The organism is Elioraea rosea (assembly GCF_007644105.1).
GTDB classification, from domain to species: domain Bacteria; phylum Pseudomonadota; class Alphaproteobacteria; order Acetobacterales; family Acetobacteraceae; genus Elioraea_A; species Elioraea_A rosea.
On sequence record NZ_VFAC01000001.1, the window covers coordinates 40,888 to 65,855 of the forward strand.

General features: G+C 69.8%; 26 protein-coding genes. 14 read left to right on the forward strand and 12 right to left on the reverse strand.

Annotated elements, in window-relative coordinates:
- Nucleotides 1-30: 30 nt before the first annotated feature.
- The gene (locus FIF60_RS00195; RefSeq protein ID WP_144182592.1) at nucleotides 31-1,257 is read right to left on the reverse strand and encodes an ABC transporter substrate-binding protein; all 1,227 of its coding nucleotides are present in this window, start codon (nucleotides 1,255-1,257) and stop codon (nucleotides 31-33) included.
- A gap of 27 nt (nucleotides 1,258-1,284) precedes the next feature.
- A complete protein-coding gene (locus FIF60_RS00200; protein ID WP_144182594.1) occupies nucleotides 1,285-2,505 on the reverse strand; it encodes a metal-dependent hydrolase family protein in 1,221 nt (406 codons plus the stop codon).
- 129 nt (nucleotides 2,506-2,634) lie between these two features.
- Here FIF60_RS00200 and FIF60_RS00205 point away from each other — a divergent pair, with 129 nt between their 5' ends.
- The 7 genes from FIF60_RS00205 to FIF60_RS00235 are packed head-to-tail and all read left to right on the forward strand — an operon-like array spanning nucleotide 2,635 to nucleotide 8,889.
- On the forward strand, nucleotides 2,635-3,414 hold the full coding sequence (locus FIF60_RS00205; protein ID WP_144182596.1) for an ABC transporter ATP-binding protein: 780 nt from the start codon (nucleotides 2,635-2,637) through the stop codon (nucleotides 3,412-3,414).
- Complete coding sequence (locus tag FIF60_RS00210; RefSeq protein WP_144182598.1) at nucleotides 3,411-4,124, forward strand: ABC transporter ATP-binding protein; 714 nt, start codon at nucleotides 3,411-3,413, stop codon at nucleotides 4,122-4,124. The genes FIF60_RS00205 and FIF60_RS00210 overlap by 4 nt, the downstream gene beginning before the upstream one ends.
- A gap of 42 nt (nucleotides 4,125-4,166) precedes the next feature.
- The gene (locus FIF60_RS00215) at nucleotides 4,167-5,363 is read left to right on the forward strand and encodes an ABC transporter substrate-binding protein (protein WP_144182600.1); all 1,197 of its coding nucleotides are present in this window, start codon (nucleotides 4,167-4,169) and stop codon (nucleotides 5,361-5,363) included.
- A 7-nt stretch (nucleotides 5,364-5,370) separates the two neighbouring features.
- Nucleotides 5,371-6,273: a branched-chain amino acid ABC transporter permease gene (locus FIF60_RS00220; RefSeq protein WP_144182602.1), complete on the forward strand. Its 903-nt coding sequence runs from the start codon at nucleotides 5,371-5,373 to the stop codon at nucleotides 6,271-6,273.
- Between the two features lies 1 nt (nucleotide 6,274).
- Entirely contained in the window at nucleotides 6,275-7,192 is a 918-nt protein-coding gene (locus tag FIF60_RS00225) for a branched-chain amino acid ABC transporter permease (protein ID WP_144182604.1), read from the forward strand.
- A complete protein-coding gene (locus FIF60_RS00230; protein WP_144182606.1) occupies nucleotides 7,189-7,686 on the forward strand; it encodes a GAF domain-containing protein in 498 nt (165 codons plus the stop codon). The genes FIF60_RS00225 and FIF60_RS00230 overlap by 4 nt, the downstream gene beginning before the upstream one ends.
- Nucleotides 7,687-7,701: 15 nt before the next feature.
- Nucleotides 7,702-8,889: a M24 family metallopeptidase gene (locus tag FIF60_RS00235; protein ID WP_144182608.1), complete on the forward strand. Its 1,188-nt coding sequence runs from the start codon at nucleotides 7,702-7,704 to the stop codon at nucleotides 8,887-8,889.
- 42 nt (nucleotides 8,890-8,931) lie between these two features.
- On the opposite strand, the gene FIF60_RS00240 is transcribed toward FIF60_RS00235, so the two are convergent.
- From FIF60_RS00240 to FIF60_RS00255, 4 genes are read right to left on the reverse strand one after another with little or no spacing between them, the layout of a single operon-like run.
- Complete coding sequence (locus FIF60_RS00240) at nucleotides 8,932-9,411, reverse strand: DUF192 domain-containing protein (protein ID WP_144182610.1); 480 nt, start codon at nucleotides 9,409-9,411, stop codon at nucleotides 8,932-8,934.
- Nucleotides 9,408-10,541: an acetoin utilization protein AcuC gene (locus FIF60_RS00245; protein WP_239451418.1), complete on the reverse strand. Its 1,134-nt coding sequence runs from the start codon at nucleotides 10,539-10,541 to the stop codon at nucleotides 9,408-9,410. The genes FIF60_RS00240 and FIF60_RS00245 overlap by 4 nt, the downstream gene beginning before the upstream one ends.
- 10 nt (nucleotides 10,542-10,551) lie before the next feature.
- Nucleotides 10,552-11,481, reverse strand: a complete 930-nt coding sequence (gene prpB, locus FIF60_RS00250) for a methylisocitrate lyase (protein ID WP_144182614.1) — start codon at nucleotides 11,479-11,481, stop codon at nucleotides 10,552-10,554.
- 14 nt (nucleotides 11,482-11,495) lie between these two features.
- On the reverse strand, nucleotides 11,496-12,911 hold the full coding sequence (locus FIF60_RS00255) for a sodium:proton antiporter (RefSeq protein ID WP_144182616.1): 1,416 nt from the start codon (nucleotides 12,909-12,911) through the stop codon (nucleotides 11,496-11,498).
- 188 nt (nucleotides 12,912-13,099) lie between these two features.
- Here FIF60_RS00255 and FIF60_RS00260 point away from each other — a divergent pair, with 188 nt between their 5' ends.
- From FIF60_RS00260 to FIF60_RS00290, 7 genes are all read left to right on the forward strand, one after another.
- On the forward strand, nucleotides 13,100-13,705 hold the full coding sequence (locus FIF60_RS00260) for an SRPBCC family protein (RefSeq protein WP_144182618.1): 606 nt from the start codon (nucleotides 13,100-13,102) through the stop codon (nucleotides 13,703-13,705).
- 123 nt (nucleotides 13,706-13,828) lie between these two features.
- Nucleotides 13,829-14,737 (forward strand): AAA family ATPase, encoded by a 909-nt coding sequence (locus FIF60_RS00265; protein ID WP_144182620.1) that lies wholly within the window; start codon nucleotides 13,829-13,831, stop codon nucleotides 14,735-14,737.
- Nucleotides 14,737-15,969: a vWA domain-containing protein gene (locus FIF60_RS00270; RefSeq protein ID WP_144182623.1), complete on the forward strand. Its 1,233-nt coding sequence runs from the start codon at nucleotides 14,737-14,739 to the stop codon at nucleotides 15,967-15,969. The genes FIF60_RS00265 and FIF60_RS00270 overlap by 1 nt, the downstream gene beginning before the upstream one ends.
- On the forward strand, nucleotides 15,966-16,295 hold the full coding sequence (locus FIF60_RS00275; protein WP_144182625.1) for an XdhC family protein: 330 nt from the start codon (nucleotides 15,966-15,968) through the stop codon (nucleotides 16,293-16,295). Before FIF60_RS00270 ends, FIF60_RS00275 begins: the two co-directional genes overlap by 4 nt.
- Nucleotides 16,292-17,017: an XdhC family protein gene (locus tag FIF60_RS00280; RefSeq protein ID WP_144182627.1), complete on the forward strand. Its 726-nt coding sequence runs from the start codon at nucleotides 16,292-16,294 to the stop codon at nucleotides 17,015-17,017. Before FIF60_RS00275 ends, FIF60_RS00280 begins: the two co-directional genes overlap by 4 nt.
- Nucleotides 17,014-18,669, forward strand: coding sequence for an NTP transferase domain-containing protein (locus FIF60_RS00285; RefSeq protein ID WP_144182628.1), 1,656 nt, complete (start codon nucleotides 17,014-17,016; stop codon nucleotides 18,667-18,669). The genes FIF60_RS00280 and FIF60_RS00285 overlap by 4 nt, the downstream gene beginning before the upstream one ends.
- The gene (locus tag FIF60_RS00290) at nucleotides 18,666-19,115 is read left to right on the forward strand and encodes a GNAT family N-acetyltransferase (RefSeq protein WP_144182630.1); all 450 of its coding nucleotides are present in this window, start codon (nucleotides 18,666-18,668) and stop codon (nucleotides 19,113-19,115) included. Before FIF60_RS00285 ends, FIF60_RS00290 begins: the two co-directional genes overlap by 4 nt.
- On the opposite strand, the gene FIF60_RS00295 is transcribed toward FIF60_RS00290, so the two are convergent.
- From FIF60_RS00295 to FIF60_RS00320, 6 genes are all read right to left on the reverse strand, one after another.
- The gene (locus FIF60_RS00295) at nucleotides 19,067-19,408 is read right to left on the reverse strand and encodes an ArsR/SmtB family transcription factor (protein ID WP_239451419.1); all 342 of its coding nucleotides are present in this window, start codon (nucleotides 19,406-19,408) and stop codon (nucleotides 19,067-19,069) included. The two genes, FIF60_RS00290 and FIF60_RS00295, sit on opposite strands and share 49 nt — an antisense overlap.
- Nucleotides 19,409-19,486: 78 nt before the next feature.
- A complete protein-coding gene (locus FIF60_RS00300) occupies nucleotides 19,487-20,464 on the reverse strand; it encodes a Bug family tripartite tricarboxylate transporter substrate binding protein (protein ID WP_144182632.1) in 978 nt (325 codons plus the stop codon).
- Between the two features lie 32 nt (nucleotides 20,465-20,496).
- Nucleotides 20,497-21,636, reverse strand: a complete 1,140-nt coding sequence (locus FIF60_RS00305) for a mandelate racemase/muconate lactonizing enzyme family protein (protein WP_144182634.1) — start codon at nucleotides 21,634-21,636, stop codon at nucleotides 20,497-20,499.
- Nucleotides 21,633-22,802: a mandelate racemase/muconate lactonizing enzyme family protein gene (locus tag FIF60_RS00310; protein WP_144182636.1), complete on the reverse strand. Its 1,170-nt coding sequence runs from the start codon at nucleotides 22,800-22,802 to the stop codon at nucleotides 21,633-21,635. Before FIF60_RS00310 ends, FIF60_RS00305 begins: the two co-directional genes overlap by 4 nt.
- Nucleotides 22,799-23,803 carry a hydroxyacid dehydrogenase gene (locus FIF60_RS00315; protein ID WP_144182638.1) on the reverse strand — a complete coding sequence of 335 codons (1,005 nt, stop codon included), beginning with the start codon at nucleotides 23,801-23,803 and terminating at the stop codon, nucleotides 22,799-22,801. The genes FIF60_RS00310 and FIF60_RS00315 overlap by 4 nt, the downstream gene beginning before the upstream one ends.
- Nucleotide 23,804: 1 nt before the next feature.
- Nucleotides 23,805-24,968, reverse strand: coding sequence for a mandelate racemase/muconate lactonizing enzyme family protein (locus FIF60_RS00320; protein WP_239451420.1), 1,164 nt, complete (start codon nucleotides 24,966-24,968; stop codon nucleotides 23,805-23,807).

The following is a 24,968-nucleotide window of genomic DNA, read 5'->3' on the forward strand; positions in this document are numbered from 1 at the left end:
CGGGGCGGCGCGCTCGCCGCCCCTCGCCCCTCAGATCGACACGATGTAGCGCCGCTCGAGTTGGCCCTTGGCGATGAAGTAGGCGCCGAAATCGGGCGTCACGTCGCCGTGCTGGTCGAAGTCGAGAACCGACGAGGCGCCCTGGTAGTTGATCTTTCGCCCGGCCGCGAGCGCGGCCTTGCCTGCGGCGAAGGTGAATACCTCCTCGCCGGGCGGGTTGGCTACCTCGCGCATCTTCGCGTTGATCGCCGCGACATCGGCGTTCGGGCCCGCAGCCTCCATCGCGAGGCCGAGACAGATCATCATGTCCCACGTCATCGCGGCGTAGACGTTGCTCAGCCCCGGCTGGTTCGTCGCCCGCCGGTGCACGGCATCGTAATGCGCGAAGGAGGCGGCATTCTCGTTCGAGACGCTGTCGACCGAGATGATCCCCTCCGTCACCTCCGCCCCGAGGGCCTGGATCAGCTGCGGGTTCGCCGCCCAGCCTGGGATGATCCAGCGCGTGGTCTCGCCCGTCTGGAACCATTCGCGAAGGATGATCGTGGTGTCGGCGAGGTAGGAGCCGGTGACGATCACGTCCGGACGCGCGGCGAGGACGCGCTGCAGCTCGGCCCGGTAGGAGGGCTGGTTCGGCTCGTAGACGACCTCGGCGACAACGCGGTTGCCCTTCGCCTCCCAGGCCTTCTTGAAGCCCTCGGTGTTGCCGATGCCGGAGGCGTTGTTGAACGCCATGGTCGCTGCGCGCTTGAATCCCTCGCGGGTCGCGATCTCGGCGAAGGCCCTGCCGAAGCGGTCATTCGTCGCCTGGAAGCGGTAGGACAGGCCCTTCGCGTTCGCCGGCGGAACCGACAGGGCCGGGGCACCGGAGGTGTTCAGCAGCAGGATGCCCGCATCGTTCGTCAGCGGAACGACGGCGAGCGACACGCCGGACGACCAGGTACCGACGATGGCGCGGACGTTGTTCACCTCGATCAGCTTCTTCGCCGCGAGCACGGCCGCCTGGGGCGAGGTCTGCGTGTCCTCGGAGAACACCTCGATCCGGCGCCCGCCTGCGCCGCCCGCGGCGTTGATCTCCTCCGCGGCGGCAATGATCATCTTCTGCATGCCGCTGCCATAGGGGCTGCCGACGCCCGTGACCGGGTTCAGCGCGCCGACGCGGAACGTGGCAGCCTGGGCATTGGCGGCGACAGGCATGGCGGTCAGCGCGAGGCCGGCCGCGCCCGCGCCGAGAACCGTGCGTCGATCCATCTTCGTCATCTCTCGTCCCCTTCTTCCCGTCCCTAGTCAGAGCGTGTTCTTGACGAACCGCCCGCCGAGCATGATCGCGGGCATGTGCGCGCCCTGGCGCGTCAGCAGCGCGAGGTCGGCGAGCGGATTGCCGTCCACCACCACGAGGTCCGCATGGGCGCCAGGCGCGATGCAGCCGATCCTGCCCTCCATGCGCAGCAGCTTCGCCGCACCGAAGGTGGCCGAGGCGATCACCTCCTGCGCCGGCAGAACGCGGCCGCGGATCACGAACTCCTCGGACTGGTGGCGGTGCATCTCGGCCAGGAGGTCGGTGCCGAAGGCCATCGGCAGCCCGGCCTCCTTGATGATCTCGAGGCTCTTCATTCCCGCGCCGCGAACGGTCTCGATCTTGGCGACGCTGTCGGGGGGGAAGCCCATCGACGCGCCCTCGTTGGCGAGCGCCTCGTAGGTCACGAGCGTCGGCACCGCGAAGCAGCCCGCGGCGGCGGCGGCCCGCGCCGTTGCCGGCGTGATCAGGTTGCAGTGCTCGAGGCTGTGCACGCCGCATTCGACGGCCCGCGCGATCGCCTCGTCGGTGTAGAGATGCGCGGCGACATAGGTGCCGGCGTTGCGCGCCTCCTCGACCACGGCGGTGATCTCCTCGCGCGAGAAGCCGAGGAAGTGGATCGGGTCGGTCGGCGAGGCGACGCCGCCATTGGCCATGATCTTGATGAAGTCGGCGCCGTTTTTGATCTCCTCGCGGGCGGCGCGGCGGAGCTCGGGCACGCCGTCGCAGATCCGGCCCATCGCGCCGAGCCGCCAGTGCGGCTGCGGTCTGTCCTCGAACCGGCCGCGGAAATCCGTGTGCCCGCCGGTCTGGCTCAGCGCCTTGCCGGAGATGTTGAGGCGGGGGGCGTCGAACAGCCCCTCGTCGCGCGCCATGCGCAACGGGTGCGTCGCCCCGCCGACATCGCGCACGGTGGTAAAGCCGCGCATCAGCATCGCGTGCATGATCTTGGCCGAGCGGTGCGCGACCAGCGCGTCGGGCAGCGATGCGTTGATGCCGAGATTGGCGTTGCAGGCGACGACATGAACATGCGCGTCGATCAGCCCGGGCATCAGCGTCCGCCCGCCGAGATCGAGCACGTCGCCGCCGGACAGCGAGGCGACGTTCGCCCCGACCTCGCGGATCGTGCCGCCCTCGATCAGGATGGATACGGGGTCGGACGGCGCGGGGGCGGAGCCGTCGACGATGCGGGCATTCTTGAGCAGGATCACGCGCTGTCCTCGTATTTCACATTCGGTCCGAGCCTTCCTTAGCAGCCCCGCCTGCCGCGTCAAACGTCTCCCGATTGCGCAGCGATGGCGCCCGCCCTACCGTTGCGCCATGCGACGGTTCCGCCCCTGATGCCGCTTCTCGAGGTTCACGATCTGTCGCGCGCCTATTACGGCGTCCGCGCCATCGATGGGCTCGATCTCGACGTCGCCTCCGGCACCATAACCGGGCTGATCGGCCCGAACGGTGCCGGCAAGACCACGGCCTTCAACGTGATCTCCGGCCTCGTTCCGCCCGATCGCGGCACGGTGCGCTTCGACGGCACCGACATTACCGGCTGGCGGCCCGATGCGATCACCCGCGCGGGACTCGTGCGCACCTTCCAGATCGCGCGCGGATTCCCGCGCCTCTCCGTGCTCGAGAACCTGATGCTCTATGGTGCGCACCAGCCCGGCGAGAGCCTGCCCGTGGCGCTGTTCGGTGCCTGGGGGAAGCGGGAGGAGGAGCTGCGCGAGCGGGCCATCGCCACGGCGCGGCGGCTGAACCTGCTCCGCGTCGCGAACAATCCGGCCTCCGACCTCTCGGGCGGGCAGAAGAAGCTTCTGGAGATCGGCCGCGCGCTGATGACCGACCCGAGGATGATCATGCTCGACGAACCGATCGCGGGGGTGAACCCGACCTTATCGGCCCAGATCGGCGAGCACCTTCTGTCGTTGCGCGACGAGGGGATCACCTTCCTGATCATCGAGCACCACATGGACGCGATCGCCAGGCTCTGCGACCCGGTGATCGTGATGGCGGAAGGGCGCAAGCTCACCGAAGGGGCCTTCACCGCCATCGCGGCTGACCATTCCGTGCAGGAGGCCTATATGGGCCGCCGCGCCGGGCATCTCGCCCAGCCTTCGGCATGAGCGGCTGGCTTCTCGAGGCGCGCGGCGTCGTCGCGGGCTACGCCGCGGCCGACATGATCCTGAAGGGCGTCGACCTCACCGTCGCGCCGCATGAGGTGGTGGCGATCATCGGGCCGAACGGAGCCGGCAAGTCCACGCTCCTGAAGGCCATCGCCGGCATCCTCAAGCCGTCCTCCGGCACGATCGCGCTCGACGGCGAGGCGATCGCGGGGCGGCCGGCGCGGGAGATCTGCGCGGCCGGCCTTGCCTTCGTGCCGCAGGAGGCGAACGTGTTTCCCACCATGTCGGTGCGCGAGAACCTCGAGATGGGCGGGTTCGTGCAGCCGAAGGAAACCCGCCAGCGCATCGAGGCGATCTTCGCCCGCTTCCCCATCCTCGCCGAGAAGCGACGCCAGGCCGCGCGCACCCTCTCCGGCGGGCAGAGGCAGATCCTGGCGATGGCGATGGCCCTGATGGTCGCGCCCAAGCTCCTGCTGCTCGACGAGCCCTCCGCAGGGCTCTCACCGATCGCCGCCGAGAAGCTGTTCGACACGATCCGCTCGATCCACGCCGAAGGCACGGCCATCGCCATGGTCGAGCAGAACGCGCTCGAGGCGCTGTCGATCGCGACGCGAGGCGTGATCCTGGTCGACGGCAGGAACGCCCGGGAGGGGGAGGCAGCGGCGCTCGCGGCCGACCCCGACGTGCGGCGCATCTTCCTCGGCGGCTGAAACCGCGTCATGCTGATGCCAATTCGCAACGGGAGACGACCGATGCCGAACCGCCTCACGCGCCGCGCGCTTGCCGCGGGCCTCGCCCTTTCGCCCCTTCTCGCCCCCGCCGTCGTGCGCGCCCAGGCCGAGCCGATCCGCCTCGGCACGCTGACGCCGCTGACCGGCGCCGGCGGCCCCTATGGGCCTGCCATGCGCAAGGCGCTCGAAGGCGTCGTCGAGGCCGTCAATTCGGCGGGGGGCGTTGCCGGCCGGCGCATCCAGCTCTACGGCGAGGACAGCCAGACGAACCCTGACGCAGCCGTGCGCGCCGCGCGCAAGCTGATCGACGTCGACCGCGTCTCGGCCATCATGGGCACCTGGGCGAGCGCGGTGACCACCGCCGTCGCCCCCCTCTGCTGGGAAAGCCGGACGATGCTGTTCACCGTCTCCGGCGCCGACAGCATCACCCAGCTTCCACACCGCGGCTACATCATCCGCACCCAGCCGAACTCGACGCTGCAGATCTCCAAGCTCGCCGAGTTCCTCGGCGCGCAGGGGGCGAAGCGCATCTTCATCCTCGCCGCGCAGACGCCGTTCGCACTCACGAACCGCCAGGTGCTCGAGCGCGAGATGCCGAAATACGGCGGCCAGCTCCTCGACCAGGTGATCTACGACAAGGACAAGACGGTGTTCCGCTCCGAGGTCGACCAGGCGCTGCGGGCGCGGCCGGACTTCATCTTCCTCAACGGCTACACGCCTGACGTGACGATCCTGCTGCGCGAGCTCTACCGCGCGGGCTGGACGGGCGGGAAGGTCGCGCCGGCCTATGCGATCAACCAGCGCCTACTCGACAGCCTGCCTGCGGAGGTGACCAACGGCGCCTTCACCTGGGCCCCCTCCCCCGACCTGGAGAGCCCCGCCTTCAAGCGGCTGCAGACGCTGCTCGGCACCCAGGACCCCGACCCCTATTCCTGCCAGACGAATGACCACGCCTCGCTCGCCGCGCTCGCCATCGCCAAGGCAGGTGCGTGGACCGGCGATGCGATCCGCGAGAACGTGCGCAAGATCTCGCAGGGCGACGGCGAGCGCGTCACGGAGGTGACGGAAGGCCTCAAGCTTCTCGCCGCCGGGCGCGAGATCAACTACGCGGGCGCCTCGGGGGCGTGCGACTTCACCGACACGGGCGACATCCTCACCTGCCCGTTCCGCTACGAGCAGGCGGAGGGTGCGAAGCTCAAGACCGTGCGCGTCTCCTGACCGCGCGGTGCTCGCCCATCTGATCGAGGAGCTGCCGCAGCTCATCGTCAACGGCCTGGTGGTGGGCACGATCCTGGCGCTGCCCGCCATCGGCTTCACCGCCATCTACGCTGTGTTGCGCTTCCCGAATTTCACGGTGGCGAGCCATGCCACGATGGGCGCCTATGCGGGGTTCGTCGCCAATGTCTGGTTCGGCCTTCCGGTCCTGCCGAGCCTTGCGGTCGCCTTCATCGTTCCGGCCATCTCCGGGCTCGTCTGCGACGAGTATGTGCTGAAGCCGCTTCGCCGCACCTCGGCCGCGACAGGGCCGATGGCGGCGGCGATCGCTGCCGTGGCGCTGACCATCGCGCTCGAGAACGTCATCCGCTTCGTCTTCGGCAACGACCTGCGCGGCTATGACCTGCCCGTCTATCGCGACTGGCGGTTCGACCTCGGCTTCGCCTTCCTGCGCGTCGGGCCGCAGCAGGTGGAGAATGCCGCGATCAGCGTCGTCGTCATGGCGGCGCTCTTCACCTTCCTCGCCTTCACGCGCACGGGGAAGATGATGCGAGCGGTGGCGGACAACCCGATGCTCGCCTCGATCAAGGGCATCAACGCAGAGACGGTGGCGCGCCTCGCCTCGCTCATCGGCATGGGGCTCGTCGGGGTGGGCGGCATGCTGCTCGGCCTCGATACGTCGATCGATCCGCTGACGGGCTTCCGCGCGGTGCTGACCGTGTTTGCCGCAGCTGTCGTCGGCGGGTTGGGAAGCATCCCGGGCGCAGTCGTCGGGGCGATGGTCGTCGGCATCGGTGAGGAGTTGTCGCTTCTCGTGCTCGATGCCTCCTACCGCACGGCGGTGGGGTTCGTGGCGATCCTTGTCGTGCTCACCTTCCGCCCACGCGGCATCCTCGGCGAAAGGGCCTACTGACGTGGAAAACTACCTCGTCGCCATGGCCGTGTTCGCCGGGCTCTACGGGCTGATGGCGCTCGGGCTGAACGTGATCTGGGGCATGACCGGCATGATCAATCTCGGTCTCGTCGGCTTCATGGCGGTCGGCGCCTACACCTCGGCGCTGCTGACTGTTCGGCACGCCACCTGGCCGATTTGGGCAGGCGTGCTTGCCGCGACGCTCGTCTCCGGCCTCGCCGGCGCGTTCGTCGCGCGCATCACCGCCCGGCTGAAGGGAGATTATCTCGCCATCGTCACGCTCGGCTTCTCCGAGGTGGTGCGGATCATCGCCTCGAACGAGATCCGCTTCACCAACGGAACGGACGGGATCAGCGCCATCCCCGGTCCGTTTCGCGGCCACGTCGCGCCGGCGACGTTCAACCTTCTCTATCTCGGCCTCGTCGCCCTCGCGCTGCTCGTGGTGTTCCTGCTCTGCCAGAGGCTCCGCCACTCGCCCTATGGCCGCGTCCTGCGCGCGATCCGCGACGACGACCAAGTGACGGCGGTAGCCGGCAAGCCGGTGATGCGGTTCAAGACCGAGGCCTTCGCGATCGGCGCCGCGATCACCGGCTTCGCGGGCGCGCTCTACGGCCACTACAACGCCTATATCGCGCCGGAAGGCTTCGTGCCTCTGATCACCATCTACATCGTGCTTGCGCTCACCGCAGGGGGCACGGGCTCGAATGTCGGCGCGGTGGTCGGCGCGGCCCTGGTCGTCGCCTTCATGGAAGGCACGCGCTTCGTGGTCGCCGAGATCCCGGGGCTGGCCGCCGTTCAGGTCGCCGCCGTGCGCGAGTTCATGATCGCGGCGCTGCTGATCCTCGTGCTGCGCTACCGGCCGAAGGGCCTGTTCCCCGAGCACCATCCGCGCCACCCCATCCCGGATACGACGCCATGAGCCGCGACACCCCCGCCCCTCATCTCTCCGCCATCGCCGAGGCGGTGCGCGCCCCCGGCCAGCCGGAGGCGAGCTTCGCCGCGATCGAGAAGGCCTGCGCGGCGACGATCGGCCACATCCTGTTCACCGTGCTGCTCCGCCACGAGGTGACCGGCGAGGCAGAGCGGTTCTGGACGAGCCATCCGAAGGAATACCCCGTCGGCGGACGCAAGCCGCTGAACCCGACCTTCTGGACCGAGCATGTGCTGAGGCAGCAGCGCCCCTATCTCGGCAACGACTACGAGGCCGTGAAGGCGGTGTTCTTCGACCACGAGCTGATCCGGTCTCTCGGCTGCGAGAGCGTGCTGAACGTGCCCGTCGTCTGGAACGGGCGCAGCCTCGGTACGATCAACCTCCTGCACGAGGCAGGCTGGTACCGGGAGGCTGACATACCGCTTGCGCAGACCATCGCCGCGCTCGCCGTGCCAGCCTACCTGATGCTCGTGAACCGCTGACCGAGGGACAAACGCATGGGATTCCTGAGCCGCACCGTCTTCACCTATCGCCGCGGCCTGATGGACGCGCTGATGGACCGCATGGCCTGGGACGCCATCGCCTTCGTCACGCCGGACTTCTTCCAGTTCGGCACGAACTTCCACACGGACGTGCAGACGTGGGAGCGGCCGATCGTCCTCGTCGTCCCGCGCAATGGCGAGCCCTTCGCGGTGATGCACGAGCTCTCGACCAACCACATCCGCTTCGCGCGCGAGGCGCAGCGCATGTGGGTCGATGACATCACGATGTACGCCGAGCATCCGCGCGTGGGCTCGCGCCTCGCGCTCTATCCGCAGTGGCCGGAGCTGGTGGCGGAGCTGCTGAAGGCGAAGGGCTTGCATCGCGCGCGCATCGCCGCCGATGCCGGCGGCGGGCCGCTCGCCCGCGCAGTCGCCCTGCTGCCCGAAGCCAAGCTCATTCCCGCGACCGCCGAGTGCCGCACGCTCCGCTTCGTGAAGTGCGAGGAGGAGCTCGCCGTGATGCGCGAGGCCGCCGCGCTGTCGGACTGGGTGCAGGACCGCTACCGCGAGAACATCCGCGAGGGAAGGCTCGTCCAGGAGCTCGACATGGCGATGGCGGCGCTGATGGCGGAGGAAGGCGGCCGCCGCTTCCCCGGTCAGAACCTCGAGATCCGCTGCTGGACGCTGTCGGGCCCCGCCTCCTGCGCCCCACACGGCGACGGGCAGCCCGCGGGCGCGCGCATCCAGAAGGGACACGGTCTCGTCAACATCGTCATCCCCCGCCTCAACGGGCTCGTGGTCGAGAACGAGCGCACCTGGTTCTGCGGCAAGCCCTCCGAGATCCAGGTGAAGGCGTACGAGGCGGCGACCGCGGCGAACGAGGCGGCGATCGAGGCGCTGGTCGAGGGCAACCCCGTCTCGGCCTTCGATGCGGCAGCGCAAGGGGTGATCGAGGCTGCCGGGTTCGGTGCGAACATCCTGCACCGCACGGGCCACGGCATGGGCACGCTCGGCCACGAGTTCCCCGACGACACGGCCTTCCTGCACCGCCCGCTCGTCGCGCGCGAGGTGTATTCCTGCGAGCCGGGGATCTATCTCTGGGGCGTCGGCGGCTTCCGCCAGGACGACACCGTCGTCGTCGGCAAGACGCCGGAAGTGCTGACGAAATCCCCGAAGGACATCAAGAGCCAGACGGTGGGCTGATCTGGAAGCGCAGCCGCCCGGAGTTCTGCGCGGCCGCGCGCCTCAGAGCTGCTTCCCGAAGATCGGATGCAGAACCGTGTCGCCGACGCGTATGCCGAGGCGCTCTGCCGTTCCGGCGGCAAGCTCGAGCGTCGCGCGCACCGGGCCGTTGGAGGCGATGGTGGCGAGCGAGAACGGCACCGTACGCTCGGCGATGCGATGGATGCGCCCGTCCTCGGCGATGAACAGCATGTCGAGCGAGGCGATGGTGTTGCGCATCCACATCGTCGACTCGCGCGGGCTTCCCCAGTCGAACAGCATGCCGCCATCGGGCGGCACGGAAGGGCGGAACATCAGCCCCACCGTCTGCTGCTCGGGCGTGATCGCCATCTCCACCATGAACGCGTGGCGCGTGCCCTCGCGCGTGACGATGACGAGCCGCGCCTTCGGCAGTTCGGGCTGAGCGCGCTCCTGTGCCCGGGCCGGCACGGCCAGGCTCCCGAGAAAGCCGACAAGGATGCGGCGGGAGATGCTCTGCGTCATGCGAATGCCGATAGCATGGCCGGGCGGAACAGCGCCATCGCCCGGGTAACCACCGCCCGCACCTCCCCGCGCACCGGCCCTTCGCGTGGCGCATCGCGGATCGTGGTGAACCAGTGCTCGGGTGGGTTTCGCCCGGACGCGCGGTTCAGCGTCAGCGCCCGCAGCACGGCTTCGGCGTCGCGCGGCAAACGGTCGGGCATCTCCCAGCCGTTCAGCGTCGCCCACGCCCCTGCCCAGCAACGCGCGACCGACCAGGGGTTGTAGCCGCCGCCTCCGAGCAGCACGAAGCGCGGCGCGGCTTTGGACAGCGCGGCGACCACCGCCCAGTGCGCGTTGTTGGACAGTGCGAGCGCGGCGAGCGGGTCCTCCTCGAGCGCATCCGCCCCGCCCTGGAGCATGATCGCCGCCGGCCGCAGCGCAGCGACGACGGGAAGCATCGCCTCCTCGAGGATGAACCGCATCTCGCTGTCGTTGAGGCCGCGCGGCACGGGAATGTTCATCGCCCCGCCGCCATGGACGTCCTCCACCGCGCCGGTTCCCGGCCAACGTCCCGCCTCGTGCACCGAAAGGGTGAACACCGATGGGTCGTCGGCGAAGGCCGCCTCCACGCCATCGCCGTGATGGGCGTCGATGTCGACATAGAGGAGCGGGCCGAGCCCCGCGTCGCGCCAGGCGAGAAGGCCAAGCGCGGGATCGTTGACGTAGCAGAACCCCGAGGCGCGTGCGGGCATGCCGTGATGGGTGCCGCCGCCGGGGTTGTAGACGACGCCGCCCGCCTCCGCCGTCAGCCGCGCGGCGAGCATCGTCCCGCCCGCGGCGGTGGCGGGGCGGCGGAACACCTCCCGATAGACCGGGTTGCCGTTCGCGCCGATGCCGAAGCGGGCGCGCGTCGCCTCGTCCACCGCCTGGTCTGCCTCCGCGCGTTGGAGTGCGGCGACGTAGGCGGGGTCGTGGAAGCGCGCGAGCTCACCAGGCGTCGCGCGCGGGCTCTCGAGCACCTGCGCCTCGGGAAGCCAGCCGAGGGCGGCGCAGAGATCGAGGGTTGCCGGAACGCGCGGGATGGCAAGCGGATGCTTCGGCCCGTAGGTCGAGCCGCGATAGATCCCGCTCGCGATCAGCCGCGGCGTCACGGGCTGGGCACTACTCCGCCGCCTTGTGGCGGACATCGGGCGGCACGACGGTCGCGACAATGGAGCTGTCAAGCGCCTCGTAGTTGGCGAGCCCGATCGTCTCGTAGAGCTCCGCCCGCGTCTGCATGTGCTCGAGATGGTTCATCGTGCCCCCGTCGCGCCGGATCGCTGCGTAGAGCGCGGCCTGCGCCTTGGCGGCGACGCGGAGCGACGACACGGGCCAGATCACCATGCGGTAGCCCATCGCGGCGAATTCGGCGGCAGTGAAATACGGCGTCCGGCCGAACTCGGTCATGTTCGCGAGAAGCGGCACGCCCGGCAGCTCGCGGGCGAAGCGTTCGAACATCTCCTTGGTCGTCAGTGCCTCGGGGAAGATCGCGTCCGCCCCTGCCTCGCGATAGAGCTTCGCCCGCGACACCGCAGCCTCGAAGCCTTCGACGCCTGCGGCATCGGTGCGCGCGATGACGAAGAGGTGCCGCGCCGCGCGCTTCGCCGCCGCAACCTTCGCCGCCATCTCCTCCGGGGCAACGAGCTTCTTGTCGTTCAGGTGGCCGCACTTCTTCGGCAGGTCCTGGTCCTCGAGATGCACCGCCGCGGCGCCCGCATCCTCAAAGGCCCGCACCATGTGCATGGCGTTCAGCACCCCGCCATAGCCCGTGTCGCCATCGACGAGGATGGGAAGCCCCGTCGCGCGCGCGACGGTGCGGACGAAGAAGCACGCCTCGTCGACCGTGATGATGCCGAGATCGGGCAGGCCCATCGAGGCCGTCATCGCCGCTCCCGAGAGGTAGAGGGCCTCGAAGCCTGCCTTCTTCGCGAGGAGCCCCGCCATGCCGTTATGCGCGCCGGGGATCTCGAGGATCTGCGGCCGCTCGAGCAGGGCGCGGAAACGCTCCCCTGCGTGGACGGTCGGAAGGTCGGCCTGGTCGAGATAGGGCATGGGGGCCTCCGTGCTCAGCCGCGGAAGAATATAACGGTCATCAGGGCGAAGAGCGGCAGCAGGATGACCGCCGCCCACCCCACATAGCCGAAGAAGGAGGGCATCTTCACCCCCTGCTCCTCGGCGATGGCCCGCACCATGAAGTTCGGCGCGTTGCCGATGTAGGAGTTGGCGCCCATGAACACCGCGCCGGCGGAGATCGCCGCGAGCACCGCAGCCCCCTCGCCCATCAGCACCTGCGCATCGCCTCCGGCGAGATTGAAGAAGATCAGGTAGGTCGGCGCGTTGTCGAGGAAGGAGGAGAGCAGCCCCGTCATCCAGAAATACATCGCCGGGATGGCGGTTCCGTCGGGGCGGGTGACGAGGTCGACCAGCGGCGCGGCCGCCCCTTCCCGCCCGGCCTTGAGGATGGCGATCGCGGGGATGATGGTGACGAAGATCGCGGCGAATACCTTCGCCACCTCGATCATCGCGCCCCAGGTGAAGCCGTTGGCGTTGCGCACCAGCGCAGGCGTCACCCAGATCGAGTAGAGGGCGATCGCGATCATCAGGAAGTCGCCGATCACCACCTCGATGGCGAGCTCCTGCTTGAGGAAGGTCACCGCGCCGGGGTGCCAGGTTCCCTCCATCAGGACCACGAGCACGACCAGCATGAGAAGCGGGATGTTCACGCCGCCCTGGATGCGCAGCGGCTCGACCTGCCCCTTCTCGTCGCGGATCTCGTCCGGCTCGCGGCGGAAATAGCGGCTGTCCATCTGGTGGTAGACCAGGAGCAGCACGGCGGAGGCGAGAAGCAGCGGCGCGAAGAGATGTTCCGTCGGCCAGAAGAACGACACGCCCTTGAGGAAGCCCAGGAACAGCGGCGGGTCGCCCAGCGGGGTGAGGCAACCGCCGATGTTCGACACGAGGAAGATGAAGAAGACCATCGTGTGCACGCGGTGCTTCCGCCCGGCATTGGCGCGCAGGATGGGCCGCACGAGAAGCATGCTCGCCCCAGTTGTGCCGGTCAGGCTCGCGATCGCCGTGCCGAGGGCGAGGATCGCCGTGTTGGTGCCCGGCGTGCCGCGCAGCGTGCCTGCGATGTGCACCCCTCCCGCCGTCGTGAACAGCGCGAACAGAAGCAGCAGGAAGGGGACGTATTCGAGCAGCGCGGTGTGGATGAGGAGGTCTGCCACGGGGCCGACGCCGAGCACGGAGGCGGCGGGCACGATGAAGGCAAGCGCCCAGCCGAGCATCACGAGCCCATAGAAGCGGTGCCAGAAATGCGCGTTGACCAGCGGCACCACCGCGATCGACAGCAGCACCCCCACGAAGGGCAGCGTCCACCAGGGCGAGAGGGTCCTGGCATCGACCTCGGCCGCTTCCGCGGGCGCGGCAAGCAGCACGCCGGCGCAGAGCGCGGCGAGGAAAAGCCAGGGCTTGAGGCTCATGCGTGAACCGCCGGGAAGGAACAGCAGAGGGGCGGGGACGCTATACTCCCGCCGTTACGGCCCCGCAAATCCCCCCTGCGCAGACGTGCCTCCCGGGCTTTGCGGCGCTGGCCCCAGACTGTAAGGTCGCCCGACACGGCGAGCCCCGGGGCCGTTTCGCGCCCCCACCACGCGATGGACACGACACGATGGAAATGACTGGCGAGCGGCGCATTCCCGCGCCGCGGCAGGCTGTCTGGGAAGCCCTGAACGACCCCGAGGTCCTGAAGGCCTCCATTCCGGGCTGCGAGCATATCGAGAAACTGAGCGACACCGAGATGACCGCCCGCGTGGCCCTGCGGATCGGGCCGATGAACGCCCGCTTCGCAGGCAAGGTGCAGCTGTCCGACCTCGACCCCCCGAACGGCTACAGGATCTCCGGCGAGGGCCAGGGCGGCGTGGCCGGCTTCGCCAAGGGCGGCGCGACCGTGAAGCTCGTCGATGACGGGCCCGGCACACTGATGACCTATGACGTGAAGGCCCAGGTCGGCGGCAAGATGGCCCAACTCGGCGCGCGGCTGATCGACAGCACCGCCCGCTCAATGGCCGACCAGTTCTTCGACCGCTTCGCCGCGCGGGTCGCGACCGACGCGGGCGTCGCCCCGGAGGCGATCCCGGTCCCCGTCCCCGCCGCGCGCCCGGCGGCACCCTCGCTGTTCAGCTTCCCGCCGCCTGCGGAGATCGCCGGCCTGCCGACGGTATTCTGGGGCGGCCTTGCGATCTGGATCGTCATCGTCCTGCTCATGGTCCTGTGAACGGGCTCCCGCTACCCGCCTGGGTGGCGGGGCTCGTCCTGCTCACCCTCCTCTTCCTGTGGCTCGGGCGCGCCCTCGGGTGACGGCAGGCCCCGCCCCGCCTAGACTGTCGAGATGGATGCCATGACACCCGAGACCGGCCTGCCCGCGAGCGTCGATGCCACCATGGCGATGCTCGCGCGGGGCGACTACGTGGCCGACCGTGCGCTCGCCACTGCCGTGCACCTGGCGCTGACGATGCATCGCCCGCTCTTCCTCGAGGGCGAGGCAGGCGTGGGCAAGACGGAGATCGCAAAGGTTCTCTCCGCAACGCTTGGGCGCCGGCTCGTGCGGCTGCAATGCTACGACGGGCTCGACCTCGCAGCGGCGGTGTACGACTGGAACTATCCCCGCCAGCTACTCGAGATCCGCCTCGCCGAGGCCTCCGGCCAGCGCGACAAGGATACGCTTGCGCGCGGCATCTTCGATCGTCGCTTCCTGATCGAGCGGCCGCTTCTCCAGGCCATCTCGCCGGAGGGCGGCCCGGCCGTGCTCCTGATCGACGAGCTCGACCGCGCCGACGAGCCGTTCGAGGCCTTCCTGCTCGAGCTCCTGGCCGACTACCAGGTGACGATCCCCGAGCTCGGCACGATCCGCGCCGAAACGCCGCCGGTGGTGATCCTCACCTCCAACCGCACGCGCGAGATCCACGACGCGCTGCGCCGCCGCTGCCTGTACCATTGGGTCGATTTCCCCGATGCGGAGCGCGAGCGCGCGATCCTCCGCCTCAAGGCACCGCAGGCGCCGGAGAAGCTCTCGCACCAGGTCGTCGCCTTCGTGCAGCGGCTTCGGCAGATGGACCTCTTCAAGATGCCGGGGGTGGCGGAGACGATCGACTGGTGCGGCGCGCTCGCCCATCTCGACGCGACCGAGCTCGATCCTGCCCGCGTCGACGAGACGCTCGGCGTGCTGCTGAAATACCAGGACGACATCGCGCGCATCCGCGGCGCCGAGGCCGCTGCGCTGGTGTCGGAGGCGAAGGCCGCACCCTGATGCTCCCGCCCGCCGAGCCTTCTCTGCCGCGCGTCGAGGGAAGCGGCCGGCTCGCGGCGAACCTGATGCATTTCGGCCGCATGCTTCGCCGCGCCGGGCTCCCCGTCGGCCCCGGGCAGATCATCGAGGCGCAGGAAGCGCTGACGCATATCGATCTCAGCGCGAAGGCTGATGTGCGCGCGGCGCTGCGTGCAATCATGGCAACGCGGCGCGAGCAGCATGAGGTGTTCGACGCCGCCTTCGCGATGTTCTGGCGCAACCCCGACCGGAACATCGCCGAGGCGGTGATGGCCGTGCTTGACGGCGCCCGCAAGCCGGCCGAGCCGCAGAAGCCGAAGGCGGGAAGCCGCCGCGCGGCCGAGGCCATGGCGCCGCGCGAGAGGAAGGACCCGCCGAAGCCGCCCGAGCAGGAGCCGGAGAAGTTCGAGGCGGCGATGATCGTCTCGGCAGAGGAACGGCTCCGCAAGATGGATTTCGAGGCGATGAGCGAGGCGGAGGTGCGCGCCGCCCGCGCCGCCATCGCACGCCTTCGCCTGCCGTTCGACGAGCTGCCGACGCGCCGCTTCCGCCCCGACCCGATGGGACCGCGCGCCGATCTGCGCGCCACCCTGCGCCAGTCACTCCGCGAGGGCGGAGAGCTCGTCGAGATCGCCCGGCGGCGGCGGCGTGTGCGGACGCCGCCGCTCGTGGCGCTTGCCGACATCTCCGGCTCGATGGCGCGCTACGCCGCGGTGCTTCTCGCCTTCCTGCATGCGGTGGCGAACGACCGCTCGCGCGTGCATGTGTTCCTCTTCGGCACGCGGCTGACGAACGTGACGCGCGCGCTGAAGCATCGCGACGCGGAGGTGGCCTTCCAGATGGTCGCCAACCTCGTGCCGGACTGGTCGGGCGGCACGCGCATCGGCGAGACGCTGCACCGCTTCAACCGGGACTGGTCGCGCCGCGTGCTCGGCCAGGGCGCGACGGTCCTCTTGATCACCGACGGGCTCGACCGCGACGGCGGCGTCGGCCTCGCCGAGGAGGCCGAGCGGCTGCGCAAGTCCTGCAGGCGGCTGATCTGGCTGAACCCGCTGCTGCGCTGGGACGGGTTCGAGCCCAAGGCGGCCGGCATCCGCGCAATCCTGCCGCACGTGGACGATTTCCGCCCGGTGCACAATATCGACAGCCTGAAGGCGCTGGTTCACGCCCTGTCTGGCCCCGCGCCGCAGCGAAGCTGGAGGAAGGCGGCATGAGCACCAACACCGATGCCGAGGACATCATCGCCACGGCGAGCGACTGGCTTGCCAGGGGCGAGCGCGTCGCGGTCGCCACCGTGGTCGAGACCTGGGGAAGCTCGCCCCGCCCCGCCGGAAGCCAGATGGCGGTGAGCGAGACGGGCCGCATCGCCGGCTCCGTCTCCGGCGGCTGCATCGAAGGCGCGGTGGCGGACGCCGCGAAGGCGGTGATGGAGAGCGGCGCGCCGCAGCTCCTCGCCTTCGGCGTGACGAACGAGCGCGCCTGGGAAGTCGGGCTCGCCTGCGGCGGAAAGGTGAGCGTGTTCGTCGAGAGGCTCGGATGACGCCGACGCTTCTGGCCGCCCTGCAGGCGGCACGGGCGGCCAAGCGTCCCGTCGTTCTGGCAACCCGCCTCGATGACGGCACCCAGGCGCTCCTGGCCGAGGATGGCACGCACGGCGCCGCCCTTCCCGAGGCGCTGGTGCGCGAGGCGCTCGGTGCACTCGCCGATGACGATAGCCGCACCGTCGAGCACGAGGGCGCGCGGTGGTTCCTGCACGTGCACAATCCGCCGCTCCGTCTCGTGCTCGTCGGCGCCGTGCACATCGCGCAGGCGCTCGTTCCAATGGCGCTGCCGCTCGGCTTCGGCATCACCGTCATCGATCCCCGCCGCGCCTTCGCCACCGCCGAGCGCTTCCCCGGGGTGACGGTGTCCGACGCATGGCCGGACGAGGCGATGGACGTGCTCGCGCCCGACCGCCGCACCGCGGTGGTGACGCTGACGCACGACCCGAAGCTCGACGACCCCGCGCTCGACCGTGCGCTGAAGTCCGACGCCTACTACATCGGCGCGCTCGGCAGCCGGAAGACGCATGCGGCGCGGCTCGCCCGGCTCTCCGCGCTTGGCCACGGCGTGGAGGCGCTCGCCCGCATCCGCGGCCCTGTCGGGCTGCCGATCGAGGCGGCGACGGCGCCGGAGATCGCCCTCTCGATCCTCGCCGAGATCGTGGCGGTGCGGCGCGGCGCGGCGATGGTGCAGCAGAAGGCCGAGGGTGCGGCCGCATGATCTTCGGGCGGATGCCCACCGCGGAGGCAGAGGGCGCGATCCTCGCGCACACGCTGAAGCTCGCTGGGCAGGCGCTGAAGAAGGGCCGCCGGCTGACGGCGGACGATGTCTCTCTCCTCCGCGCGGCGGGCATCGACAGTGTCGTCGCCGCGCGGCTCCAGCCTGGCGATGTGGGCGAGGACGAGGCGGCCGCGCGCATCGCCGAGGCCTGCCGCACCGGGCACGTGAAGATCACCCGGGCGGCGACGGGGCGCGTCAACCTCGTCGCCGAGGCATCCGGGGTCGTCACCCTCGATGCCGCGCGGCTCGCCAGGCTCAACCGCGTCGACGAGGCGATCACCATCGCCACCGTGCCGGCCTTCGCGCTCGTCGCAGGCGGCGACATGCTGGCGACGATCAAGATCATTCCCTTCGCCGCACCCGGCGAGGCGGTCGCAGCAGCCGTGGCGATCGCTGCCGAAGGCGGCCCGCTTCTCAGGCTCCATCCGCTCGCCGCTCGGCCCGTCGGCCTCGTCATGACGCGCCTGCCTGGCATGAAGGAGAGCATCTTCGACAAGACCGAGGCGGTGACGCGCGCGCGCATCGAGGCGCTCGGAGCGACGATGCTTCCCGCGCGCCGGGTGGGCCATGACGAGCGCGAGGTCGCCGCCGCCCTGCGCGCGCTCGCAGCAGAAGGCGCGCGCGTGCTCCTCGTTTCCGGCGCGTCCGCCGTGGTGGACCGGCGCGACGTGTGCCCCGCCGGCATCGTCGTCGCAGGCGGCGTGCTCGACCATTTCGGTATGCCGGTGGATCCGGGCAACCTGCTCTGCTTCGGCCGGCTCGGCGACATCCCCGCCGTCGTACTGCCAGGCTGCGCGCGAAGCCCGAAGCTCAACGGGTTCGACTGGGTGCTGCAGCGCCTGCTGGCCGACCTGCCTGTCGGCCGCGACGAGATCATGGCGATGGGCGCGGGAGGGCTGCTCAAGGAGATCGAGACGCGCCCGCTGCCACGCGCACGCGCGCCCGAGCTGGGCGAGGCGAGGCGCGAACCAGTGCGGCAGGGCAAGCGGATCGGCGCGATCGTGCTCGCGGCCGGCCGGTCGAGCCGCATGGCCCCGCGCAACAAGCTCCTGATCGAGGACCGCGACGGCGTGGCGATGGTCGCGCGCGTGGCCGATGCCGTGCTCGGCTCCCCTGCCCGGCCGGTCGTCGTCGTCACTGGCCATGCGCAGGATGCGGTGCGTGCCGCGCTCGCGGGCCGCGACGTCGCCTTCGCGCACAACCCGGACCACGAGCTGGGCCTCTCCAGCTCGCTGCGCGTCGGGCTCGATGCGCTCGGCGATCGTGTCGATGCCGTGCTCGTCTGCCTCGGCGACATGCCGCTGGTGACGCCCGCGCTGATCGAGCGCCTGATCTCCGCCTACGATGCCGAGGAGGGGCGGCTGATCGTCGTCCCCGTCGCCGGCGGCCGGCATGGCAACCCGGTGCTGTGGGACAGGCGCTTCTTCCCGGCGATGCGCGCGATCACCGGCGATGTCGGAGCGCGGCATCTCCTCGGCGAGAACGCCGAGAGCGTGCATGAGGTCGTGCTCGAGGACGCGGCAGCGCTCGCCGATTTCGACACGCCCGACGCGCTCGCCTCCGCCCCTGGCCTCTTCAAGCCCGGCGCATGAGCCCAACCGTCACGCTCGAGGCCGAGCCGGATGAGGCGACGGTGAAGGCCATCGCCGACGGGCTGAACGCCTACAACGAGGCTGCGAGCGGCATGGCGTTCCGGCCCGAGCCGCTGTGGCTTGTGGCGCGCGATGACCAAGGCGCGGTTGTCGCCGGGCTGAAGGGGCGCTTCGCCTGGGGCTGGCTCGGCGTGGAATGGCTCTGGGTCGCCGGGCAAGAGCGTGGCCGCGGTCTCGGCTCGTCGCTGCTCTCGCGCGCCGAGGCCATGGCGCGGGAGCGCGGTTGCGACGGCGTCTATCTCGATACGTTCAGCTTCCAGGCCCCCGGCTTCTATGCCAAGGCCGGCTACGCCGAACTGGGTCGGCTCGACGGGCTGCCTCGCGGCGGTGCGCGGATCTACCTCGCGAAGCGCTTCTCGGCCTCGGGGCTGCAGAACTCCTCGTAGAGCGTGCGCAGCACCGCCTGCGCCGGCCCTTCCGCTAGGGCATAGAACACCGTTGTCGCCTGGCGGCGGAACGTCACCAGCCCTTCGGCGCGGAGCCGCATCAGGTGCTGGCTGACGACCGTCTCGCGCACGCCGACCTGGGCGGCGATCGCACCGACCGACTGCTCGCCGCCCACCATCGCGCACAGCATCTTGAGACGCACGGGGTTGGCCAGGGTCTTCAGCAGGGTCGCTGCGGCCTCGGCACGCGCATCGAGCGCGGCCGCGTCCATGATCATGTGTTCCGGCACCATGCAAAAGCCCTTCCCGACCTCACAAGGGCGGAGAGAATAAGCAAATGGACGCCCTTGTGAAGCGGGCTTCGCCCCGGCTCAGTCCGCCCTGATCCCGGCCTCGAGGATCACGCCGCGCCACTTGGCCCGGTCGGCGCGAATCGTCTCGAGGAATTCGCCCTGCGTGCCGACGATGATCTCCATACCATTGTCGGTCATGCGCTTCCTGAAGTCGGGGTTCGCCTCCATGCGGCGCAGCGCCGTCTGCCAGCGTGCGACGATGTCGGAGGGGAGCTTGCCCGGCCCGGCGAGCCCGAACCAGTTGCGCACCACGAAGTCGGGCAGCGTGGCGCTGATCAGCGGCAGGTCGGGGAAGAGCGGGCTCTGCTTCGGTGCGCCGAAGGCGATCGGGCGAAGGCCCCCGCCGCGGATCTGGCCGAGGAACTCCGGCATGTTGCCGAACATCATGTCGCACCGCCCCGCGGCGATGTCGACGATCGCCGGCGCGCCGCCGCGATAGGGAACGTGCAGCATGTCGATGCCGGCGAGCTTCTTGAAGAGCTCGCCCGAGAGGTGCTGGCTCGTTCCGTTGCCGGCCGAGGCGTAGGTGAGCTTGCCCGGGTTCGCCTTGCCGTAGGCGATCAGTTCGGGGATCGTCTTGAAGTTGCTCTCCGATTGCGGGCTCGCGACGAGGATGTTGAAGATGTTCGCGACATTGGCGATCGGGGTGAGGTCGTTGTCGACGTCGAACGGCATGCGCACGCCCGGCATCACCGGCAGGATGGTGTGCATCGCCATGGTCGCGAGGCTCACCGTGTGCCCGTCCGGCGCGGCCTTCGCCACCGTGTCTGCAGCGATCATCCCCGATGCGCCGGTGCGCGTTTCGACGACGACGTTCTGTCCGAAGTTCGGCGCGACGAACTCGCCGATGAGCCGGCTCAGGAGGTCGGCGGTGCCGCCGGCGGCGAAGCCGCAGAGGATGCGGATGTCACGCTCGGGAAAGGCCGCGTAGGCAGGCTTCGCGCGCGCAGCGATCAGGGCCGCGCCGGCCCCGCCCAGGATGGTACGACGATGCATCGTTATGCCTCCCTTTCCTCGTCCTCGACACGTTACACGTAGCCCGGCCCTTCGATTGCCGGATGCCGGCGGATGAACTCCTCGTCCACCTCGAGCCCAAGGCCCGGCCCCTCGAGCGGGCGCACGTAACCATCCTGGCCGATCTGCCACGGCGTGGAAACGAGCGTGTCGCGGAAATGGTTGCCGCGCGATAGGTCCGCCTCGAAATAGCCACCATTGTCGATCGCGCAGAGCAGGTGGATCGACGCCGCCTGGTTGAGCCCAGTCATCGAACTGTGCGGATGGATGGGGAGTTTCCAGGCGCTCGCCATCGCCGCGATGCGCATCACTTCCGTGACACCTCCTGCCTTCGAGAGATCGGGCTGGAGGATCGTCAGCACCCGGTCCTCGATCACGCGGTGGAACTCGAAGCGCGTGTAGTGGTTCTCGCCCGCGGCAAGCGGCGTCGTGGAGAAGGCCTTCGCCTCTGCATAGGTGCGGTGGTCATGCGCCGGGAACGGCTCCTCGAGCCAGCCGACGCCGAGGCGCTGCATCGCGGGCATCGCGGCGCGCGCATCGGCGATCGTGTAGCCGGTATTGGCATCGGTCAGCAGAGCGATCTCGTCGCCGAAGGCCTTCCGCACCGCCTCGATCCGCGCGATGTCGCGCCCGGGCGTGTCGCCAACGCGGAGCTTCAGCGCGCGGTACCCCGCATCGATCATCGGCCGCGCCTCGTCGACGAGCTTCGAGGGCTCCTGGTACCCGAGCGCGATGCCCCCCGCATAGGCCGGGATCGCCTTCGAGGTGCCGCCAAGAAGCCGGTACAGCGGCCATCCGACCGCCTTGCCGCGGATGTCCCACAGCGCCATGTCGATGCCGCTCATCGCCATCGCGGTGCCCGCGCCCATGCCGTGGCTGCCGAGCTGGAACTTGTAGATCCTTGCCCAGACGCCGACGACATCCGCCGCATCGAGTCCGGTGATGAGCGTGCGCAGCGAGGTGTTGATCAGATGCGCTATGGCGCCGTGCGCGCGGCCGTGATGGCTCTCGCCCCAGCCGACGATGCCGTCCTCCGTGGTCACCTTCACGATCACCGCATCGCGCTTAATCGCCGTGCCGATGCCGAGCGAGACGCGCGCCCCCTCCGGCACCGGGAAGGAAACGGGGAAGGCTTCGACCGAGCGGATCTTCATCGTGCGCGTCCGTACTGTTGCAGGAATGTCTCGCGCACCGTGATGCCGAGGCCCGGCCGGTCGGGCACCTCGACGTGGCCGTCCTCGACCGGGAAGCTCTCCTCGATCAGCTCATGCAGCATCGGGTTGTGGCCGAGGCTGTACTCGAGGATGAAGCCCGCGCTGTTCGAGGCGGCGACATGCAGCCCCGCCGCGAAGGCCGGCGCGCCCGACCAGAGATGAGGCGCGAGGCGGACATTGTAGGCCGAGGCCAGCGCGCCGATGCGCACCGCCTCGGTGATGCCGCCTGCGATGGCGAGATCGGGCTGCAGCACATCGGCGGCGCGCAGCTCGCAGATCTCGCGGAAATCGTGCCGGGTGAACTCGCTCTCGCCCGCGCTGATCGGCACCGCGGAGGAACGGCGTACCTCCGCCATGCCCGCCTTGTCGTCCGCCGAGACGGGCTCCTCGAACCACATCAGGTCGCACTCCTCGACCATGCGCGCGAAGGCCTTCGCCTCCGCAACGGTCCAGGTGCCATGCGCATCGGCCGCGAGCCCGATCCCGGGGCCGATCCCGGCGCGGGCGGCCTTCACGCGGGCGGCCGAGTTGGCGACCGTGCCGTCCATCACGCCGACGCGCATCTTCACCGCGCGGAACCCGCCCTTCTCGACATAGCCCTTGAGCTGCGCGCCGATCGCGCCTGCATCGGCCCAGCCGCCAGAGGCATAGGCGGGCATCCTCTCCGCGCGCCGCCCGCCGAGCAGCCGCCACACCGGAACGGCGAGGGACTTGCCGAGAATGTCCCACAGGGCGATGTCGACACCCGCAATGGCGCTGATCGAGAGGCCGCGCCGGCCGAGCTGCGGCAGGGCATGGCCGCGCGCGACCGCGTAGCCCTCGCGCGGGGTGTTGTACATCACGTCCCACAGCCGCGAGATGTCGCGCGGGTCCTGCCCCAAAAGCAGCGGCGCGTAGTCATCGTTGATGATCGCGGCAAGGCCTGCGCAGGCCGCGGCACTGCCCACGCCGGCCTTCGCCTCGCCCCAGCCCGTGTGGCCCGCATCGGTCTCGATGCGCACGATCACGCTGTCGAACGAGGTGACGCGCCCGAAATCCGAAACGTGCTGCCTCTCGTATGGGATCGGCACGTGGCACCAGGTCGCGCGGACGGACGTGATCTTCATGCAATGGCTCCAAGCCCGAGCGCGGCGCGGCGCGCGTTGTGCGCGGGCAGCGCCTCGGGATTGACGAGCGCGACGGGCCGTTCGCCGCGCAGCACGCGCACCACCTCCTCGGCCGAGCGTACCGCAAGCATGACCCTGCTCTCGCGCGAGATGCCGGCGGCATGCGGCGTCAACACCACGTTCGGCAGCGACAGCAGCGGATGGTCAGGCGCGAGCGGCTGCGTCGCGAACACGTCGAGCGCCGCACCGCCGATGCGCTTCTCGCTGAGGGCCGCGACAAGCGCTGCCTCGTGGATGATAGGACCGCGCGCGACGTTGATCAGCCAGGCCGTGGGCTTCATCCGCGCGATCAGAGATGCACCGACAAGGCCGCGCGTCTCGTCAGTCAATGGGCAGGCGACGACGATGTAGTCTGACGTGGAGAACAGCTCCGGCAGGGCGGCGAAGCCGACATGGGCCGGCAGCTTCGTCGCGTCGCGCCGGAAGCCGACGACGTTCATGCCGAAGCCATGATGGGCGATCCGCGCGAGATGCGTCCCGATATCGCCGACGCCGACGAGACCGAGCGTTCGGCCGCCGAGTTCCATCGCCGAATCGGTGCGCGCGCGCGCCTTGTCCCACCCCTCCGTGCGCAGCGCAAGATCAAGCGCATGCAGGCTGCGCGCCGCGCACAGCATCTGGCCGACCGCGAACTCAGCCACCGCCGGGGCAGTCACAGCCGGAACCCGGCTCGCGAGCACGCCGTTCCGCGTCGCGGGTGGAAGCGGGATCATGTCGACGCCGGCACCATGACGGACGGCGACGAGCATCCGCGAGGCATCGTCGAACGCGTCCTCGGGAAGCCAGGAGCGCACGATCACGGCATCGGCCGCCGCGCAAGCGCCGCGGAGCCCCGGCTGGGAACGATCCCCGGCGAGGCGGACGTCGCAGCCCGCGCGCTCGAGCACCTCGATGCCTTCGCGCGCGATCGGGTCGGTCAGCAGGACGATGGGTTTCCCCATCTCAGGCGACCTTGTATTTCGCGAGCACGTCGCGATCGACCTCGATGCCGATTCCCGGCGCGTCGGGAACGGCGACGATTCCGTTGTGCTGCACGATCGGCTCCCTCGCGAGATGATCGCGGAGCGGATTCGGCGTCTGCTCGAACTCGAGCATCGGCGGCATCGACCGCCAGGCGGGAGGCTGGTCAGCCAGCGCTGCGATGAACTGCACCGTGGCGGCAAGCCCGATCGCGCTGCCCCAGGCATGGGGCACGCATTCCACGCCATGGGCCGAGGCGAGTGCTGCGATCTTCAGGCATTCGCTGAACCCGCCCGCGGCGCAGAGATCGGGCTGGACGATGTCCATCGCCTTCTTCGCCACGATGTCGCGGAAGCCCCAGCGGGTGAAGTCGTTCTCACCGCCCGCGACCGCCATGTCGAGCGCGCGCGTGACCTCCACGTAGCCCTCGTGGTCCTCGGGGCTGATCGGTTCCTCGAACCACATCAGGTCGGACTGCTCGATCATCCGCCCGAGCCGTATCGCGTTCGGAACGGAGAAGCAGTGATTGGCATCGACGGCGAGCGCGATGTCGGGCCCGATCGCCTCGCGCACAGCGGCGACGCGGCGGGCATCGAGCTTCAGGTCGCCGAGCCCGATCTTCATCTTGATCGCGCGGAAGCCCTGGGCCGCGTATTTCTCCGCCTCCTCGACGGCCTCCTCGACGAGCCTGTCCTGGTCGATGAAGTAGAGGCCGGTCGCGTAGGCGGTGACCTCCTTGCGGTGCGCGCCGCCAATCAGCTTGTGGATGGGCCGGCCGAGCGCACGGCCGACGACGTCCCACAGCGCGATGTCGATGCCGCTTATGCCGGCGACGGAGAGGCCAGTGAGGCCATAATCCTTCACGCGGTTGTAGAGATCTTCCCACACCACGGAGGTATCGAAGGGGTCGCGCCCCACAACGCGCGGGGCGAGCATCGTGTCGACGACGGCCTTCAGCGCGGCGGCTGGCCCGTAGCACTCGCCCCAGCCGGTGATGCCTTCATCGGTCTCGATCTCGACGAGGCACGAGGCGCGCGTGGTGTAGAGCCAGCCCCGCGCCGAGGTGAACGGCCTGTCGACCGGGCAGGAAACTATGTGGGTCCTGACGGCGGTGACCTTCATCGGCCACGCCGCGCGTGCGCGCAT

Bases quoted from the DNA above. Each gene is read 5' to 3' on its own strand.
- FIF60_RS00195 (WP_144182592.1), bottom strand. From the start codon at position 1,257: ATGACGAAGATGGATCGACGCACGGTTCTCGGCGCGGGCGCGGCCGGC.
- FIF60_RS00205 (WP_144182596.1), top strand. From the start codon at position 2,635: ATGCCGCTTCTCGAGGTTCACGATCTGTCGCGCGCCTATTACGGCGTC.
- FIF60_RS00210 (WP_144182598.1), top strand. From the start codon at position 3,411: ATGAGCGGCTGGCTTCTCGAGGCGCGCGGCGTCGTCGCGGGCTACGCC.
- FIF60_RS00215 (WP_144182600.1), top strand. From the start codon at position 4,167: ATGCCGAACCGCCTCACGCGCCGCGCGCTTGCCGCGGGCCTCGCCCTT.
- FIF60_RS00230 (WP_144182606.1), top strand. From the start codon at position 7,189: ATGAGCCGCGACACCCCCGCCCCTCATCTCTCCGCCATCGCCGAGGCG.
- FIF60_RS00235 (WP_144182608.1), top strand. From the start codon at position 7,702: ATGGGATTCCTGAGCCGCACCGTCTTCACCTATCGCCGCGGCCTGATG.
- FIF60_RS00240 (WP_144182610.1), bottom strand. From the start codon at position 9,411: ATGACGCAGAGCATCTCCCGCCGCATCCTTGTCGGCTTTCTCGGGAGC.
- prpB (WP_144182614.1), bottom strand. From the start codon at position 11,481: ATGCCCTATCTCGACCAGGCCGACCTTCCGACCGTCCACGCAGGGGAG.
- FIF60_RS00255 (WP_144182616.1), bottom strand. From the start codon at position 12,911: ATGAGCCTCAAGCCCTGGCTTTTCCTCGCCGCGCTCTGCGCCGGCGTG.
- FIF60_RS00260 (WP_144182618.1), top strand. From the start codon at position 13,100: ATGGAAATGACTGGCGAGCGGCGCATTCCCGCGCCGCGGCAGGCTGTC.
- FIF60_RS00265 (WP_144182620.1), top strand. From the start codon at position 13,829: ATGACACCCGAGACCGGCCTGCCCGCGAGCGTCGATGCCACCATGGCG.
- FIF60_RS00270 (WP_144182623.1), top strand. From the start codon at position 14,737: ATGCTCCCGCCCGCCGAGCCTTCTCTGCCGCGCGTCGAGGGAAGCGGC.
- FIF60_RS00275 (WP_144182625.1), top strand. From the start codon at position 15,966: ATGAGCACCAACACCGATGCCGAGGACATCATCGCCACGGCGAGCGAC.
- FIF60_RS00280 (WP_144182627.1), top strand. From the start codon at position 16,292: ATGACGCCGACGCTTCTGGCCGCCCTGCAGGCGGCACGGGCGGCCAAG.
- FIF60_RS00285 (WP_144182628.1), top strand. From the start codon at position 17,014: ATGATCTTCGGGCGGATGCCCACCGCGGAGGCAGAGGGCGCGATCCTC.
- FIF60_RS00290 (WP_144182630.1), top strand. From the start codon at position 18,666: ATGAGCCCAACCGTCACGCTCGAGGCCGAGCCGGATGAGGCGACGGTG.
- FIF60_RS00295 (WP_239451419.1), bottom strand. From the start codon at position 19,408: ATGGTGCCGGAACACATGATCATGGACGCGGCCGCGCTCGATGCGCGT.
- FIF60_RS00300 (WP_144182632.1), bottom strand. From the start codon at position 20,464: ATGCATCGTCGTACCATCCTGGGCGGGGCCGGCGCGGCCCTGATCGCT.
- FIF60_RS00305 (WP_144182634.1), bottom strand. From the start codon at position 21,636: ATGAAGATCCGCTCGGTCGAAGCCTTCCCCGTTTCCTTCCCGGTGCCG.
- FIF60_RS00310 (WP_144182636.1), bottom strand. From the start codon at position 22,802: ATGAAGATCACGTCCGTCCGCGCGACCTGGTGCCACGTGCCGATCCCA.
- FIF60_RS00315 (WP_144182638.1), bottom strand. From the start codon at position 23,803: ATGGGGAAACCCATCGTCCTGCTGACCGACCCGATCGCGCGCGAAGGC.
- FIF60_RS00320 (WP_239451420.1), bottom strand. From the start codon at position 24,968: ATGCGCGCACGCGCGGCGTGGCCGATGAAGGTCACCGCCGTCAGGACC.